The organism is Puia sp., assembly GCF_036500295.1.
Taxonomy (GTDB): Bacteria; Bacteroidota; Bacteroidia; order Chitinophagales; family Chitinophagaceae; genus Puia.
In genome coordinates this window covers 1-16,634 of record NZ_DASYCH010000120.1, presented here as the reverse complement: position 1 = coordinate 16,634, position 16,634 = coordinate 1, and the positions used below count along the sequence as shown (strand labels likewise).

At 53.9% G+C, this 16,634-nt stretch carries 14 protein-coding genes; all 14 read right to left on the bottom strand.

The window, feature by feature from the left end; translation table 11 throughout:
• Positions 1-19 precede the first annotated feature (19 nt).
• The gene (locus VGM48_RS22255) at positions 20-3,085 is read right to left on the bottom strand and encodes an efflux RND transporter permease subunit (RefSeq protein WP_331582658.1); all 3,066 of its coding nucleotides are present in this window, start codon (positions 3,083-3,085) and stop codon (positions 20-22) included.
• Positions 3,086-3,092: 7 nt separating this feature from the next.
• Positions 3,093-4,211 (bottom strand): efflux RND transporter periplasmic adaptor subunit, encoded by a 1,119-nt coding sequence (locus VGM48_RS22250; protein WP_331582657.1) that lies wholly within the window; start codon positions 4,209-4,211, stop codon positions 3,093-3,095.
• A 95-nt stretch (positions 4,212-4,306) separates the two neighbouring features.
• Positions 4,307-5,023 (bottom strand): head GIN domain-containing protein, encoded by a 717-nt coding sequence (locus VGM48_RS22245; protein ID WP_331582656.1) that lies wholly within the window; start codon positions 5,021-5,023, stop codon positions 4,307-4,309.
• 117 nt (positions 5,024-5,140) lie between these two features.
• Positions 5,141-5,626 (bottom strand): cytidine deaminase, encoded by a 486-nt coding sequence (locus tag VGM48_RS22240; protein WP_331582655.1) that lies wholly within the window; start codon positions 5,624-5,626, stop codon positions 5,141-5,143.
• A gap of 51 nt (positions 5,627-5,677) precedes the next feature.
• Positions 5,678-6,643, bottom strand: coding sequence for an FkbM family methyltransferase (locus VGM48_RS22235; RefSeq protein ID WP_331582653.1), 966 nt, complete (start codon positions 6,641-6,643; stop codon positions 5,678-5,680).
• Between the two features lie 17 nt (positions 6,644-6,660).
• Positions 6,661-7,602, bottom strand: coding sequence for an FkbM family methyltransferase (locus VGM48_RS22230; protein WP_331582652.1), 942 nt, complete (start codon positions 7,600-7,602; stop codon positions 6,661-6,663).
• Positions 7,603-7,664: 62 nt separating this feature from the next.
• Positions 7,665-8,444, bottom strand: a complete 780-nt coding sequence (locus VGM48_RS22225) for a class I SAM-dependent methyltransferase (protein WP_331582651.1) — start codon at positions 8,442-8,444, stop codon at positions 7,665-7,667.
• Positions 8,445-8,463: 19 nt separating this feature from the next.
• Positions 8,464-9,273: a glycosyltransferase domain-containing protein gene (locus VGM48_RS22220; protein WP_331582650.1), complete on the bottom strand. Its 810-nt coding sequence runs from the start codon at positions 9,271-9,273 to the stop codon at positions 8,464-8,466.
• Positions 9,274-9,286: 13 nt separating this feature from the next.
• Positions 9,287-9,946 carry a class I SAM-dependent methyltransferase gene (locus VGM48_RS22215; protein ID WP_331582649.1) on the bottom strand — a complete coding sequence of 220 codons (660 nt, stop codon included), beginning with the start codon at positions 9,944-9,946 and terminating at the stop codon, positions 9,287-9,289.
• Entirely contained in the window at positions 9,943-11,598 is a 1,656-nt protein-coding gene (locus tag VGM48_RS22210; protein WP_331582648.1) for a carbamoyltransferase family protein, read from the bottom strand. The genes VGM48_RS22215 and VGM48_RS22210 overlap by 4 nt, the downstream gene beginning before the upstream one ends.
• A 67-nt stretch (positions 11,599-11,665) precedes the next feature.
• The gene (locus VGM48_RS22205; RefSeq protein ID WP_331582647.1) at positions 11,666-12,448 is read right to left on the bottom strand and encodes a glycosyltransferase family A protein; all 783 of its coding nucleotides are present in this window, start codon (positions 12,446-12,448) and stop codon (positions 11,666-11,668) included.
• Complete coding sequence (locus VGM48_RS22200) at positions 12,441-13,652, bottom strand: glycosyltransferase (protein ID WP_331582646.1); 1,212 nt, start codon at positions 13,650-13,652, stop codon at positions 12,441-12,443. The genes VGM48_RS22205 and VGM48_RS22200 overlap by 8 nt, the downstream gene beginning before the upstream one ends.
• Before the next feature lie 3 nt (positions 13,653-13,655).
• The gene (locus VGM48_RS22195) at positions 13,656-14,810 is read right to left on the bottom strand and encodes a hypothetical protein (protein WP_331582645.1); all 1,155 of its coding nucleotides are present in this window, start codon (positions 14,808-14,810) and stop codon (positions 13,656-13,658) included.
• 9 nt (positions 14,811-14,819) lie between these two features.
• Positions 14,820-16,634: non-ribosomal peptide synthetase (locus VGM48_RS22190; RefSeq protein WP_331582643.1), on the bottom strand; the 1,815-nt coding region annotated here is incomplete at its 5' end.

Below are 16,634 nucleotides of genomic sequence, written 5' to 3'. Positions count from 1 at the left end.
AGTCATTTAGTCCAATCGATTATTCGGTCACCTCCGTAAGATGTACTTTTCGCTTGCTGGAGATAAAGGTATACACTGCCGGGATCACGAACAGGGTCAGGATCAGAGAGAACATGATCCCGCCGACAACCACGATCCCCAGCGGGATGCGGCTGGTAGCCGCCGCCCCAAGGCTCAGTGCGATGGGCAGGGCCCCGAGCGAAGTCGCCAGCGAGGTCATCAGGATCGGTCGCAACCGCTGCGATGCCGCTTCGATCACCGCCTCTACCTTGCCCATTCCCTGCTCCCGTTTCTGGTTGGTAAATTCCACGATCAGGATGCCGTTCTTCGTGACCAGCCCGATCAGCATGATCATCCCGATCTCCGAGAAGATGTTCAGCGTTTGGTGGAACAAATAAAGACTCAGCAGCGCCCCGGCCAGCGCCAGCGGAACGGTCAGCATGATCACAAACGGATCGACAAAGCTCTCGAACTGTGCGGCCAGAACCAGGTAGATGAGCACCAGCGCCAGCACGAAAGCAAAGACGATGTTGGAGGAGCTTTCCGCATAGTCTCTCGAAGGCCCCGACAGGGCAGTCTGGAAACTGGCGTCCAGCATCTTGTTGGCAATCCCCTGCATGGCCTCGATCCCGTCGCCGATGGTCTTGCCGTCCGCAAGGGCGGCGGAGATGGTCGCTGCCTTGTACCGGTTAAAGTGATAGAGCGTAGAAGGACTGCTGTTCTGTTCGACATGCACGACGGCGTCCAGCGGGATCGGATCCCCGCTTTTGTTCCGCACATAGATCTTGCTGATATCGGTGGGGTCGTTGCGATCGTTCCTTTCGACCTGGGCGATGACATAGTACTGGAAACCGTTCATCAGGAAGTACGCCAGCCGCCCGCCGCTAAAGGCCGCCTGCATGGCGGAGATGACGTCGTTGGTGGACAACCCGAGGTCCTTGATCTTCATCCGGTCGACCGTGATCTGCAGCTCCGGCTTGTTGAACTTCAGGTTGACATCCACATTGGAAAAGGTCTTATCCCGGCGACAGGCTTCGAGGAAATCCGGCAGGATCTTCTTCATTTTATCAAGGTCCTGGTTCTCCAGAACGAATTGTACGGGAAGGCTGGTCTTCGACCCCGAGCCTACGGCGATCGTCTGCTCCTGGATGGCAAAGATGCGGGCGTCATTGAAGCGTGCCACTTTCTTCTGCAGATCGGCGGCGATCTCGGCCTGGCTCCGGTGACGTTCGGAGGGGTCGACAAGGCCGATACGCGGCTGCGCCTGGTTGGTATTGGAGCCCGCCGGGGCCCGCGCGAATACGAAGGACCGTTCCGGCACGGAATCATACAGATAGTTGGAGACCTGGTCGGTCACCTTTTCCGTATAGGAATAGCTGGATCCCTCGGGCAGCGTCACGCTGAAGCGGACACTGTTCCGGTCTTCCAGCGGAGCGATCTCGCTTTGCATATTCTTCATGATGATCAGGATCATCACGCCGCAAACCCCGATCAGCACCCAGGCCATCCAGCGGATCTTCATAAAGCCTTTGAGCATCCGCAGATAGCCGGTCTCCATCCCGGTGAAGAACGGCTCGGTCTTATTATAGAACCATCCATGACCCGATTTCTTGCTCGTCAGGTACACGTTCAGCACGGGGGTGATGGTCAGCGAGACAAAGGAGGAGATCAGCACGGCTGCCGCCAGCACCACCCCGAACTCGCGGAAAAGCCGGCCCACAAACCCCTGCAGGAACACCACCGGCATGAATACCACCGCCAGCGTCAGCGAAGTGGAGATCACCGCAAAGAAGATCTCCTTGCTGCCCTCCACCGCCGCCTTGCGGATCGGCAGGCCCTGTTCCAGTTTTCGGAAAATATTTTCAGTGACCACAATACCATCGTCCACGACGAGGCCCGTGGCGAGCACGATGCCCAGCAGGGTCAGGATATTGATCGTGAACCCGGCCACGTACATGATAAAGAAGGTCGCGATCAGCGAGATCGGGATGTCGATCAGCGGCCGGAGGGCGATCAGCCAGTTGCGGAAGAAGAAGAAGATCACCAGCACCACCAGGGCAAAGGCGATGATCAGCGTTTCCTTCACCTCGTCGAGACTCTGCCGGATGGTCTTTGTATTATCGATCAGCACGCTGAAGACCAGATCGGACTTGTTGGCCCGCTTGATCTCTTCCAGCCGTTTGTTGAACTCATCGGCGATAGCGATATTGTTGGCGCCGGGTTGGGGGATGATGGCCAGGCCCACCGCATTGACCCCATTGAATTTCCAGCTTTGCTCGGGATTCTGCGGCCCGAGTTCCACGCGCGCCACATCGCTCAGCCGGACGATCCCCGAGCTGTCCTCGCGCAGAATGACATCGCGGAATTCCTTTTCCGTCGTCAGCCGCCCCAGCGTTTTGATCGTCAATTCGGTATTGTTACCATAGATCTTCCCCGGCGGCAGTTCGACATTCTCGCTGCTCATCGCCGTGGCGACATCATTAAAGGCGATGCCATAGGCATTCATCTTATCGGGGTTCAGCCAGATGCGCATCGAATAGGTCTTGTCGCCGAATACGTTCACGGCGCTGACCTGGTCGATGGTCTGCAACTGCTGCTGCAGGACGTTCTCGGCATAGTCACTCAGCTCCATCAGGCTCTTGGTCCGGCTCTGCACGGCCAGGATCAGGATATAATCGGCGTTCGCATCCGATTTGGTCACTACCGGCGGGGCATCGATATCCAGCGGTAGTGAGCGTTGCGCCTGCCCTACTTTGTCACGGACATCACTGGCTGCGGCCTCGAGATCGACGCCCAGGTTGAATTCGACCGTGATATAGCTGCTGCCGAGCGTACTCGAGGAGGTGATGGTGCGGATCCCGGGGATCCCGTTGATATTCTTCTCCAGCGGCTCGGTGATCTGGCTGGCGACCAGCTCGGGGTTGGCGCCGGTGTAGTTGGTATTGACGGTGATTATCGGCGGATCGATGGCCGGGTAATCCCGCACCGCCAGAAAATTATATCCTACGACGCCGAACAGGATCAGCATCAAATTCATCACGGTAGCCAGAACCGGGCGCTTGAGGGATAACTCGGAAATGTTCATAGCTAATTTATTTGTCGTTGGCGGCTGTTGGCGTATTCTCGTCTTCGCCCGTCTTTACGTTGCGGATGTGGACCGGTGCATCGGGGCGGGCAAAAAGTACGCCTGTGACGATAACGGTATCCCCGGGATTGACCCCTTTGACGATCTCGATGCTGCTTGCTTCCCGCAGCCCCGTCTCCACGTTCACGACCCTTGCGCGCCCGTCCTTCACCAGGATCACCTGGTTGTTTCGGTCCTCCGGAATGATACAGTTGGTGGGTACCATGATGGCCCGTTTGTCCACGCCGGCGTTGATAAAGACCTTTACAAAGGCGCCGGGGTGCCCCGCTCCGTCCTCCAGCAGCGCCCTTACTTTGAGGTTGCGGCTCGAGAGATTGATCTGCGGCTCGGTGGCGACGATAAGCCCTTTGCGCCGCGCGTTCTTCAGGGCATCCAGTTGCACGTCCACCAGCGCTCCCTTGCGCACCACATAACTATATTGTTCGGGAATGGTAAAGTCCACCTTCGTCTTGTCCAGTTGCTGGACCGTGGCGATGATATTGGCCGGGGTAACATAGGCCCCCGGGCTCACCTGCCGCAAGCCGACCACTCCGTCGAACGGCGCCCGGATGACCGTCTTGTCCAATTGGGCCTGCGTATAGTCGATATCCGCCTTGGTGCTATTGATATTACTTACCGCAAGATCGTAGTCGGCCTGATTTATGCCGTTGATCTCCAGAAGCTTACGTTCTCTCTCTTCGGTTTTTTGAAAGAGGTCCAATTGGGCCTTCGATTTGGCCAGCGTCGCCTGCAGGTCGGCATCGTTGATCCGGGCGATGACCGTACCCTTGGCCACATGGGCGCCTTCGGGGACATTCAGGTAGACGATCCGCCCGCTGACCTCGGGGTGCAGCTCCACGTACTCATTGGCGACGACACTCCCGTTGGCCTCGATCTCATTCTTGATCGGCCGGGGGGAAGCCACCAGCACGTCCACGATCGGCGGTTCGCCGGACTTGGCTTTCCGGTCGGCGCTGGCCGCGTCGGCATGCTCTTTACAGGATGAAAAAAGGGAAAGGCTAAAGAATAATAGCAACAGCGCACAGGGAACACCTGTACAATAGGTCAGCGGAGTGAAACGAGCCATAGGCCCGCAAGATAGAATAATTTAAAATTCCCCGGACGAACCGGCTGCCTAATTGGATGAACCCGCGTATTTATTTATGGTCGGTAAACAATGTCCTATGCCACCTTTCTTGCCCGCCCGGAGCCGGAATGATGCACATCCACCGAAGTAGGGTTGCCTTTATAGTTAATACAGCCCGAACCGCTGATCCGGCCCTCGATAACACCGTCGGTGGAAAAATAGACGGAACCCGAGCCGCTGATATGAATTTTCGAGCGCTCTCCTACGCTCAGATCGTCCGCATGAAGGCGGCCCGACCCGCTGATCCCGCATTCCAGTAGCCTGGCCGTACCGTTCACCTTTACCCCACCCGATCCGCTCATCGACACATTCACCTGGTTGGCCTTTACGCCTATCTCCACATGGCCGCTGCCCGAGAGATGAAAGGAAATGGTCTCACCGGTGAAGACATCCTCCGAATGGATCGTGCCGGAGCCGGAGTTCCAGATACCCTCGATATCGGGTGTCGTGACCCAGATGCGCAGCGGTTTTGTCGGCCGGACATCCTTCAGCAGCGGATAGTATATTTTCAGTTGATTATCGCCCACCTCGGTTATCAGCCGGTCGACGATGTTCTTCTCCCCTTCGATGCGCACTCCCGGGCTGTTGCCTTTTACCAGGATCACTTCGGCATGCACGGCCAGGCCGATCTTATTGAAGGCCGGCACTGTCCGGCTTTCGCGGAAATCGCTCCCGTCGCCGTCGATCCGCCGCTGGGAAAACAACGTTACGGAAGTGGAAAGGATCAGGATGGAAAGAAAGATGGCTCTCATGGTCAAGTAGTTTGGGATAACTCGCCAAACTTCGTGCAAATTTCTAATCGGATGATAATCAGTCATGCACTCCGGGCGCGGGGTTCCCGATTGTCCGATTTCGATACATCCGCTGTCCTACTTCAGTTCATCGCTGGTGAATGCGAAGGGCAGCAGGATTTTCGACCCCTCGAGGATTAGCACCTTCCCGGTCTGCCCGGCGAGGATGATCCGGATGGGCCGGTCCGTGCGCTGCTCAAACTCCTGCAGCGACTGGCGGCAGAGGCCACAGGGCGAGATCGGCCGGTCGCTGGTGCCCAGGCCGTTGTCATAGGCCACCGCCAGCGTTTCGATCGCGACATTGGGAAAGAGGGCGCCCGCAACGGAGAGCAGCGTCCGTTCCGCACAGATCCCCACGGGATAGGAAGCATTCTCCTGGTTGGTGCCGGTGATCACTTCGCCGTTGGTCAGTCTCGCGGCGGCGCCCACCCGAAACCGGCTGTAGGGGGCATAGGCATCCTTTGTCACTTCGCGGGCCCTTGAAACCAAAAATGCGTCGGGGGCAGGGAGTTCCTGCGCCGACGCATATTCTTCGTAAGAAAGATGAATCTCTTTTTTATTCATGATAGGACATCCCTGGTGCTCAGGAATGGCCCCAAAGGTAGGGGACTGGAATCATTTAAAGAACAGGCAGTCCGTCTTCTGGTTCCGATTATAATATTGCTCCAGCTTTTCATAGATCAGGCTGCCGGAATAAATGGTATGTTCACCTCTAATCACCTCATCCACGATATTCATCTGCGGGAAAAAGGCCGTGATCGAGTCAAGGAAGTCTTTCAGCTTTACATTCGCCACATTGGAAAGGTGATGGGGCATGATCTCTATATAGAGATAACGGGCATGCTCAAGGCATTTCGGCGCGCCCCGCAGCGCAGCGTATTCGGCGCCCTCGATGTCCATGATGATCATATCCGGATAGTTCTTTTCACAAGGATCGGTGAATCCGTCCAATAACCGGGTCTTGACTTTCACTTCGGTCGGCTTATCATAATTGTAATAGAAATGATCCGAGACCGGCTTTATCTTACTGCCTCCTGTATTCGCCCTGCACTGATAGAACGAAAGCTCCGTTTCCTTATCATAGATGGCATAGTTATAATGTTCCACATTGCTAAGCTGGTTCAGGCTGATGTTCCAGGAAAGGAACCCATAGGTCTGCGGGTTGGCTTCGAAGGTCAGTACCTTTCTCACTGCCCTGGCGATCGGCACCACCAACGTGCCGATATGTGCTCCGACGATATACACACAGGAATCACTGTTTAGAAAAGACAGAAGATAAACGATCTTTTCTTTATCGTAGGAGCCCACGAAGCCCAGATTTTCGCTGACAATGACATCGTTCAGGCTATTGACGAACGCCCCATTGTAGGCACTGAAAACGACTCCTCTTATATTTCGGCCGAACAAAGCCTTTAGAATATTCTCCTGGAGCCGGCTTCTTATCAACAGGCTGTTGAGCACATCTTTCTCCAGGCCGTTGCGTCGATACCTCCGGCCAACGACCGGGACTCGCGGGAAATATCGATGTTTCGCTGTCAGCCACCTCAATTTGACCACTTGTGTGATACTTTTAATTATCATGGCATTTGATTTTTTGATCATTTAGAGAACAAAAGATCGCAACCCCTTCCCGCTTTCCCGAATGCCCGCAACGTCTGAACAATCTCCGCGCCGCAATAAGGTCTCCGCCGCGCTTCCACCTCGTCGTCCACGACGACCATTTTCGAGAATTCGGCCGTTATCGTCGCCGCAAAATCGTCCACGGAGACGTTGGCGACATTGGATAAATGATGGGGAACAAATTCTATATAAAGATGAGATGCGTTGCGCAGGCAGGCCCGGGCGCCTTTTAAAGCGGCATGTTCCGCCCCTTCGATGTCCATAATGATCAGGTCAGGCATCGGCAGCCCGGTCCCGATCACAAATTCATCCAATACCTTGCCGCTTACATGGATGATCTCCGGGTCATCATAATTATACCACAGATGATCCTTCACCGGCTTAATCTTGCTGCCGCCGGTGTTTGTCCGGCTTTGGTAAAAGGGCAACTGGATCTCTTTATCGTAAACGGCGAAATTATAGCTCTTCACGTTCCTGGCCTGGTTGAGGTCGATGTTGCGGGAAAGGAACTGAAAAGTGGCGGGATTGGCCTCGAAGGCGATCACCTCGCGGGCAGATCTGGCGATCGGGACGGCAAGCGTGCCGATATGCGCCCCGAGAATATAAACACAGGAGCCGGGGTCGATAAGGGGCAGGATATATTCGATCTTTGCCTTGTCGTATGCCCCGGTGAAGCCCAGATCCTTACTGACATTGATGTCGCTGAGCCCGTTTACCAGGAAGCCGTTATAGGTTTCGAATGCCACGCCGGCAACGCATTTGCCAAACACATTGATCATGAGCTGCTGCTGCAACTCACTCTTCATCACCATCGCCCGCATCAGATCCTTATTCTGCCTGTATCGCCGATAGAGGTTCCCGATAAGCGGCAGCATCGGTAAAAACCTGATTTTCGTCTGCAGCAGGTGCAGCCTGCTCATTTTGACGAACGGTTTTAAATACTCCTTTAACATATCCTGGTGATATTATATATTACCGGTTGTCAGGATAGGGTGAAAAAGATCATTGAATTGTAGTTGGCCGTTTGAATCAGTGCATCGAGTCCAAGCTTCTGCCTTGCCGCGGTGATCGCATTGTACCCTTTCTTCTTCATGGCCCTGCTTGCCGTCACACATCGGGTCCCCTTTTTGGCAAGCCAGGAGCACAGCACGAGACTCTCTTCTCCCCAGCCGGGTTCATGCGCCCATTTGAGGATATCGTGGGCGCTGATCCTGATCCCCTTTTTATACAAGGGGAACAGTTTGTCGATATACCAATGGGCAAATTCCGCCGAATGATCGGAATCGATAAAAAAATAGTCGACTTGTGAAGGGAGCAGCGCCATGTTCTTTGTGACATCTCCCTGAAAGAACCGCCATCTGCCTTCCGAGAGCCACTTCGGGATGACATGAATGCTGCTTTCCACCAGGTCATAGGAATGGAGTGTCCCCTGGTTATTATCCTTCAGGGCATGAAGTATCCAGGAGGTAGACCACCCGCTTGCGGGAGAGATCTCCAGGACGGTGACAGGCCGGTATTCGCGAATAAGCAGATAGGTCATCTCCGCCTCCAGGTCACATAATTGGGGATCAAGCCCTACCCTTGTCCGGTTATTGAAAAGCTCCTGCTGCTGCTTTTTTACTTTCAGCAGATCGGCCGAGTACTTTTCATACAGGCCCAGGATCATCTGAAGGTCTTCGGCCGGGAACTGGGTCATTTTCCAGATCTTGTTTAATTTCAGGTTCCATCTGAAATTTCTCCATGCTTCTCTTACGTAATTCATAAATTGATTTTAGAGTATATTACTCGGTCTCATAAACAAAGCAGGTCGGCTTGTATTCCGCACTCATGGCCAAGACCATATCGATAATCTCGTTGTCCATAAGGACCTTGGCGGCGCCGTTGAAATGAGCCTGACAGGGCCAGGTTCCGGTTATTTTACTGAATATGCGGTCCTTGCGGATCTGAAAATTGTCTCTGAACCATTTTTTCATAAACCGGCAATACGGCTGATAAAGCGGGTGCTCGTAGTCCTGGGTTTCCGTGGCGGCAGGAGCATAATCCAGCCCCACCTCGGGAGAGAACGTGTGAAATAGCTGGCAGCTGCTGTCAAGGCCGATCTTCTCCGGGTATTGCAGATACTTCCTGGCCCACAGATACTGGTTGCTGCGACCGAATTTTGGCGTGTCGAATGAATGGTCCGCGAGTAATTCCCTTATTAGCCCGACTTTTCCAATGAAACCGCCGCTATTGAGGAATCTGTACGGGGTAGCGTCGCCATCGGGATAACAGGCGGCAAGGCCCGGATCGGGCCAACAACTGGTTTCCGTGGAAAAGACCAGGTCTTTCCTCAGCCGGTCAAATTTTGTCAGGATCTCTTCTTCGTCGGCCATGAATACGGCATCGTTGCCGTCGGTGAACAATATGATCTCTTCCGGATCAGTCAATCCGGCTATATAGTTGTTCAAAAGGCTGTCTTTTTGCCAATTGGTTTTAAATTCCTTTTCCCGGGAGACGAGGGCGATCAATTCCAATCGCTTGAAGTTGCAGGACAGTTTGAGTAACCTGAATCCCAGATGCTCCTGGTCGCTGATAGCCGTAATTACTTTCATTGGAAAGGTGGTATTATAGATGTGCATTGAAATCGTCACCCCGGCTGGAGCAGGCAAGCGACCCCGCCGCTAAATTAAAGCGGAGCGGAAATTCTGCCGTCCAACGGGCGAGGACCGCTTTCTCTCCTTCCCTTTCGGCATCGTCGAGGACCAGGATGGACCGTGCAGCAAGGCGGTTATAAACGAAGGGCAGCGCGGGGTACCTCGCCTCCATTTTTGGCGGTTCGTAGGCCGGTGGCCCGTCGACCAATACCATATCGAATGTCCGGTTGCCAATGACCGGCTCGAGCACCGTGGTGTCATACCAGTCGGTGTGGCAGGTGGCGACGCAACATGGAACCAGCGGGGCATGGACGATCCCGATATGATCCTCCAGCCCTTCTGCCAATACGATCCCTTTCAATATCTCCACCCATCTGCTGTTATGTTCTACGGAAATGATCCTGGTTTCCAGACTGTTTGTCTTTATCAGGCGACCCATCATGATCGTTGAGATACCCGCACCGAATTCCAGGACATTCTTCCGGTCATTGATGACGATATCATTAAGAATAAATGCCAGACACGCCGGCCTCAACGATGACAGGGTGAAGGGCAGATAAGTCCCCTTCAACAAGGGCTGCATCAGGTTCAGGGCATAAATATCATCCCCCATGGCTCGAACAGGATTCATGATCTTGCAGTTTGTAATTCAGGGGTGGAAGCAGTGATAAAAGCCGGGGTGCGCTGTTTTTCGAGGACGACATTCCGGAAGACCAGCAGGTCAAGCCCGGTGTTTAAAAAGCAGCGAAGCGCGTCTTCCGGCGTCTCCACGATCGGCTCTCCCTTGATATTAAATGACGTATTGATCAATAAAGGAACTCCTGTAAGTTCATAAAAGCATTTGATCAACTGGTAGTAGGTTGCATTGTCTTCCGGACTGACGGTCTGGATCCGCGCCGTATGATCGACATGGCTGATGGCAGGGACACTGTCTTCCAGCACATCACAGACCCGAAGCATAAACGGACTGTCTTTCAAACCGAACCATTGCTCAGCGTGTTCATTCAGCACGCTTGGTGCAAACGGTCTGAAACCCTCCCGGAATTTCACCTTGCGGTTCAGAATGTCCTTCATTTCCGGGTTCCTGGGATCGGCCAGAATGCTTCTGTTGCCCAATGCCCGTGGCCCGATCTCACTTGCTCCCTGGAACCAGCCGACGATCTTGCCGTTTGCCAGGTGTTCGGCGGTCCTTCTTATATAGTCCGGTGTACGGTCGGTAAGAAATGCATCCTTGTATTGCGGTTGTTCGATCAGTTGTTCCACCTTGTCATCGTAGGTCCGGATCGAGTACATCATCTGTCTATTGGTAAAAGGCCTTCTTTCATTGTCCAGTTCATCAAACCAGTGATATAAGGCGGCGCCTATCGCCGTCCCGTCGTCTCCGCTGGCCGGGTGCAGGTGGATCCTTTCGAATCGGGAGTTCCGGAAGGCCACCTGATTGGCGACAGAGTTTAATGCTCCGCCCCCGCTCAGACAGATATTGGGTTTGATCCCCTTTTCCCCGGCGATCTTATATAGGTCCGCCAACACCGTGCAAAGCTGCTCTTCCAACAGTTGTTGAACATTAAAGGCCAGCGTCGCATTCAGTTGCTTTCCGTTTTCTTCAATGATCCGGGAATTTCCATTGCCGGACAGTTCATAAAGCTCTTCCATCCCGGCCACCTGTTCCACCGTCAGCAGCTGTTCATTGTTTAATCCGCCATAGGGAGCCAGGCCCATTACCTTCCCCGCCCCTTCGATCCCGGTACCAAACAAAGCGGCGGATACGTTGTAATACCATTCGGTTTTGTTAAAATGACTGAGGCTATAGCCCAACGGGATCATCTTATTTCCTTTGCCGATGAATGCGCCAAATCCCGTCGGGTCCCAGGAAAAGCACATGGCTTCGTCAAAAGGAGACGTATAATAAGCCAGGGAGCAATGCAACAGCTGATGGTCCGGATTGATGATGCATGGGATCTCGACCCCATCGATCAGCAATTTTTTCATCGAGTGATGCACCCAGACATCGAGAAAGGTCTCTTTCAGGGAAGTTCCATACAAGAAAGGGATGTCGGGGGAATCCATCGTATTGATGTTGCACAGGATGACCATGCCCAGGTCCCCGAGCTGCATTCCCGCCTGATCCAATAAATTATCAAGATCTTCCCGCCGGATACCCGGATGCTTTTTCTTCTTTGAGAATCTCTCCGTATTCAAATACGCTTTGATCACTCCGTTGGAAAGGATCACTCCCGATCCATCATGATTGAAATTAATAGACAGGATATTTTTTTCTTGCATAGCAATGTTTCGGTAAATATGTTTACGCCCTGCCGAAGTTCAAGGATTAAAATTGAAGGAATTAAATTCAGACGGCTGTCGTCATCGACATTCTGGCAGGATCATAGTGGCGTCGAACGATGGCGTCCAGCAACAGGGAGCTTTCCTGGACCGGCCATTTGCCTTTTAAAATGTCAGCGACGATGTTCGAGTCCTGTATGGATAGAGCGGTGCTGGCCCGGAATATCTCACTCCAATGTTCATAATCCCACGAGTTGTTGCCATGATAGACGTAGATATACAAGCCGGGCACTTTGTTCAGCAGGTAAAGGCTGTTGGTGGAGGCGAGGTATTCGATGGTGGCGGTATCTTCGCCGAGAGGTTTGTCCTCATAGGCCTTAAACTGTAAAACGCTCTTCCTGCATACGACGCTTCCTTCCCATAACCGGTTATTGGAGGTATAAGCGGTGCCGGTGACCGAATCGAACACCAGCCATTGAGTCAGGATAGACCCGTGACGGCCCTCGCTGAATAATTTTTCATATTGCTGCTGCAGCCGGTTCATATGATACCAATCGTCATCATCCCACTGACAGATGAATTCCCCCCGGGCAGCCTGGATCGCAAGATTCCGCAGCTCACCCAGGGCGATCTTCGGCTGGGCCGCCACCCGGAACAGCCGTATACCGGTGGAGCCCGGGAAGCCCGCGCCTACAAAATTTTCGGTAGCCGCATCGTCATCTTCGTAGAGAATGATCAACTCTTTGTTGGGATAGGTTTGCGCCAAAAAACAGGTAATGGCCCTTTTTAGAAGATCTGGCTTCTTCCTGGTTACGCAAATGCAGGAAATAAGGGAGGATTGACTATTCATAATTTCGATTGTTTATTTTTTCCAGTCTGACCGTTCCTTTTCTGGCGATCTTACTCCATTTAAACAGGCTGCCATTCAGCCACCTGGAGAAGATGAACCAGTAATTACAGAACAGCAGATGCCGGTAAAGCCGTTGAAGAAGGATCAATTTTATGATCCCCACCTTCTCTTTGAATTTTGTCAGCAGGTAGAAACTGATCGCCGCTTCCGTCAGGATCAGCGATAACCACCAGGCCAGCGCATCATATTGTTTCAAAAAGAAAAAGGCGTAGATAAAATAGTAGTCGACCAGCGGCAAAAGAAAAGGGAGGATGACCCGGAACGACCAGGTAAACGGCAAAATGAGAAAAGGCAGCCATTTGTTGGTATGAGCAAACAGCATTTTATTATGCTTCATCAGCCCCTGGGTCAATCCGGTGGTCCACCTCACGCGCTGCCGGAAGAACATTTTCAGGTTGTCCGGCGCTTCTGTATAGGCTACCGCTCCCGTGGTGTTGCGGAGCACGTAGTTGTTGTAAAGAAGACGCAGGGTCAGCTCGGTATCCTCGGCGATCACTTCTGTTTTAAACCCGCCCACTGCATTCACCGCCGAACGCCGGTACGCGGCAAGCGCTCCCGGAACGATCAATATTCCGTTCACCGTATCTGAAAACGCCCTATCGTTATCCCAGATGGAAACGTATTCAAAATATTGCATATCGGTTAGCCAGTTTACCCGGTTGCCTACTTTTATATGGCCGGCTACGGCGGCTACTTTTTCATCCTGGAAATAGGTGACGATATTCCGGATGGAATCCTGCCGCACCCAGGTATCGGCATCGATCGTAACGACGATATCGCTCTTCGATATTCCCATTGCCCTGTTCAACGCGGAGGATTTTCCGCCGTTTGGCTGATGGATGAGCTTTACCATCGGATGTCCGCCGTAATGCATCTTTACCAGATGAAAACTCCGGTCCGTTGAGCCGTCGTCAACGACGATGATCGAGAATTTGTCATATTGAATATCCAGCAGGTTCTTTATCGTTTTGATCACCACTTTCTCCTCATTGTGCATGGGCAATACGATATCCACGGCCAGGACCGGGTTTTTCCCTCCCCGCACTGGCTGGCTGCGCTCCTTTTTCCTGCGCAGCTCCATGATCAAGAAGTACCCGGCGATTTTCACCAGGTAAAGGATCAGCAATAGTTTAAAAGGCCACACAGGTTACGATTTTGTCAATGATCTTTTACTGTATCCCGGCCTGGCGTAGCGGAGATAGGAATGTACCAGGAACCTTCCGTAGAAATCGGACTCTCTCAGATTCGTCAGCTCGGTGAGACAGTGGCGTTCGAGATCTCCAAACAGGTCGCCGAAGCAGATGGACTCGACCTCGCCATCGATATCACAGATCGTTGAACCGGCCGCTCCTTCCCTATCGGCAATTCTTGGCGTGATCGTGCTTTTGTCCGTTCGCGCTTTAAAACGCTTGATCAGCTTCCACACCAATTCATCGCGTTGGGTGATATCCCATTTCAACAGGTTCCGGTGAAGAAAGATGATATTTCCTTCGGGATCGTGCTGGACCATCGACAGACCTGCAAAAACACCCTGCCGGTCAAGGTAGCCGCAAAAGCCGACAGGCGTGCCGATCATGTGATATCGGGAACCGAGCGCGATCCAGGCAAACTTGAAAGTATCCTTATCGCCAAGCAGCATCCGGTAGTAGTGTTCCCTGTTTAAATTGAAATACAGGCATAAATTCATTTCCCGCCAGCATTTTTCTTTGTCTACAAGCACCTGGCCGCTCTCCTGTTCCCAGGAATCATATTCTTTCGATCCGATGACCTTCCAGATGGGATTGAACCTTCCCGTTTTCCAGAAATCCGGCCAGAATACGGCTCCTGTCGCTTTGAACTCATCGCTGTCGAACAGATAGGCCGGGTCTCCCGTGGAGTTATTGTCGGCATCCAGGTATAAGACTTCTTTAAAGCTGCTCCTGAGAATGGCGAAAGGCTTCAGGGCATAGTCCGACAGATCGGAGGTTGTATGATCTTTGACATTTTTGCAGATTACCTGCATTTGACGCAGGAGATCGATCACTTCCTCCGTTAGTTCATCGCCGTTATACCACACCTCGATCGGCAAGGAACAGCCGTTGTGTCTGAGCATCCTGATATTGACCCAGGCACAGGTGAAGTAACGGATCCCGCCGGCGCAGATCACAATCCCCCGGCCGTTAAAACCTCCGGGATAAGCTTCCGTTTGTTGTGCCGTTTCCTGCCATTCGCGCCTTAATTTTTCGATCAGCTCCTTGTTCATTGCCAGGTTTTTCACTTCCCGGACCCCGTTGATCGTAAAATTGGTAATAGGTTGTTTCATGATTGCGGTTTACAGTTTTATGGTCTCTCCGGCCTCTTCTTCCACGAGCGAATTGCATTGGATCACGGTGATAAATTTTGCCATAAGGGAAATAGTGGTGAGCTGGAAGACCATCTTTACCGGCAGTTCTACATTCATTTTTTTCGATATCGCCGATACCAGCCGCATGCCCAGTAAGGAATGTCCGCCGAGGGTAAAGAAGTTGTCATGGATACCCACCTGGCTGGCGTTGAGCAGTTCTTTCCAGATGCCGGCGAGCAAGGCTTCTGTTTCGGTGCGGGGAGCCACGTAGGCTGCCGGTTGAAAGATATTCCCTTCCGGGGCCGGCAAGGCTTTTTTATCCAGTTTCCCGCTGGCCGTCAGGGGCAGGGCTTCGAGCACCACCCATAGGGAGGGGAGCATGAACTCGGGCAGCTGCCCCGCCAGGCAGGTCCGGAGGGCTTCCAGGGTGCTTCCTGCTGCCGGTACGATATAGCCGATCAGTCTGTTGCCGCCGCCCTTGTCGGTTCCGGCCACCACGGCCGCCTGGCTGACCAGGCCGCTTTGCAGGGCGGCCTGCTCGATCTCGCCCAGCTCGATGCGGTAGCCGCGGATCTTCACCTGGTCGTCTTTTCTTCCCAGGTATTCCAGGTTGCCATCCGGCAGGCGGCGTGCGAGGTCACCGGTCCGGTAGAGTCTTGCTCCGGCCACGGGGGAGAAGGGATCGGCGATAAATCGTTCTGCCGTCAGCGCCGGCTGGCGCCAATATTCGCGGGCCACCTGGACGCCACCGATATAGAGTTCGCCCGTCACGCCGATGGGCAGCAGATTGAGGGCATCATCGAGCACATAGAGCTGGGTATTGGCCACCGGCAGGCCGATGGGCACGCTGTCCCCTTTCCATCCGGCGGGCACGGCCCAGCAGCTCACGTCGATGGCGGCCTCCGTGGGGCCATAGAGGTTATAGAGGGCTGCTGCCGGCAGTTTTTGCTGGAAAAGGCGAAGATGATGGGGCAGCAGGGCCTCGCCGCTGCAGAGCACCCGTTGCAGGCCTGCACACTCCCCCTGCCGGGTCTGTTCGAGGAAGGGCGTCAGCATGGAGGGAACGAAATGCAGGGTGGTGATCCGGTGGGTATCGATCAGCGTTTTCAAATAGGGGATATCGAGCTGGCCGTCGGGTCTGGCAAAGACCAGCCGGGCGCCGGTGAACAACGGCCACAGCAGTTCCCAGACGGAGACGTCAAAGCAAAAAGTGGTTTTCTGGAGCACGGCGTCCTGTGGGCCGAGGCGGAAAAAGTCCTGTGTCCAGCGGAGGCGGTTGACCACCCCGCGGTGTTCGTTGACCACGCCCTTGGGTTTGCCGGTGGAACCGGAGGTATAGATGATATAGGCGGCATGCTCGGGACGGAGCCCATGGCGGGGATCGTCATCGGACTGCCGGTCGATGCCCTGGCGGTGTTCCTGGAGCCAGGCGGCGGTGATCACGGCCGCGGGAGCGCTGTCCTGCAGGAGATAGGCGATACGTTCGGGGGGGTAGAGGGGATCGATGGGAACATAGGCGGCGCCGGCTTTGAGGACACCGAGGATGGCGATGATCATCTCCGTGCCGCGATCCAGACGGATGGCTACCCGGTCCCCGGTCCGTATTCCCTTGCCCCGCAGATACTGGCCGAGCCGGTTGGCGCGTTCATGGAGTTGGCGGTAGGTCAGCTGCCCGTCGCCGGCCACCACGGCAATGGCCTCGGGGGTCTGCTCCAAGGCCGCCGACAACAGATCGGGGATCGTCGTGCCCCCGGGATAATCCACCGCCGTAGCATTGAACCCTTCCCGCAGTTGCACCTCCTC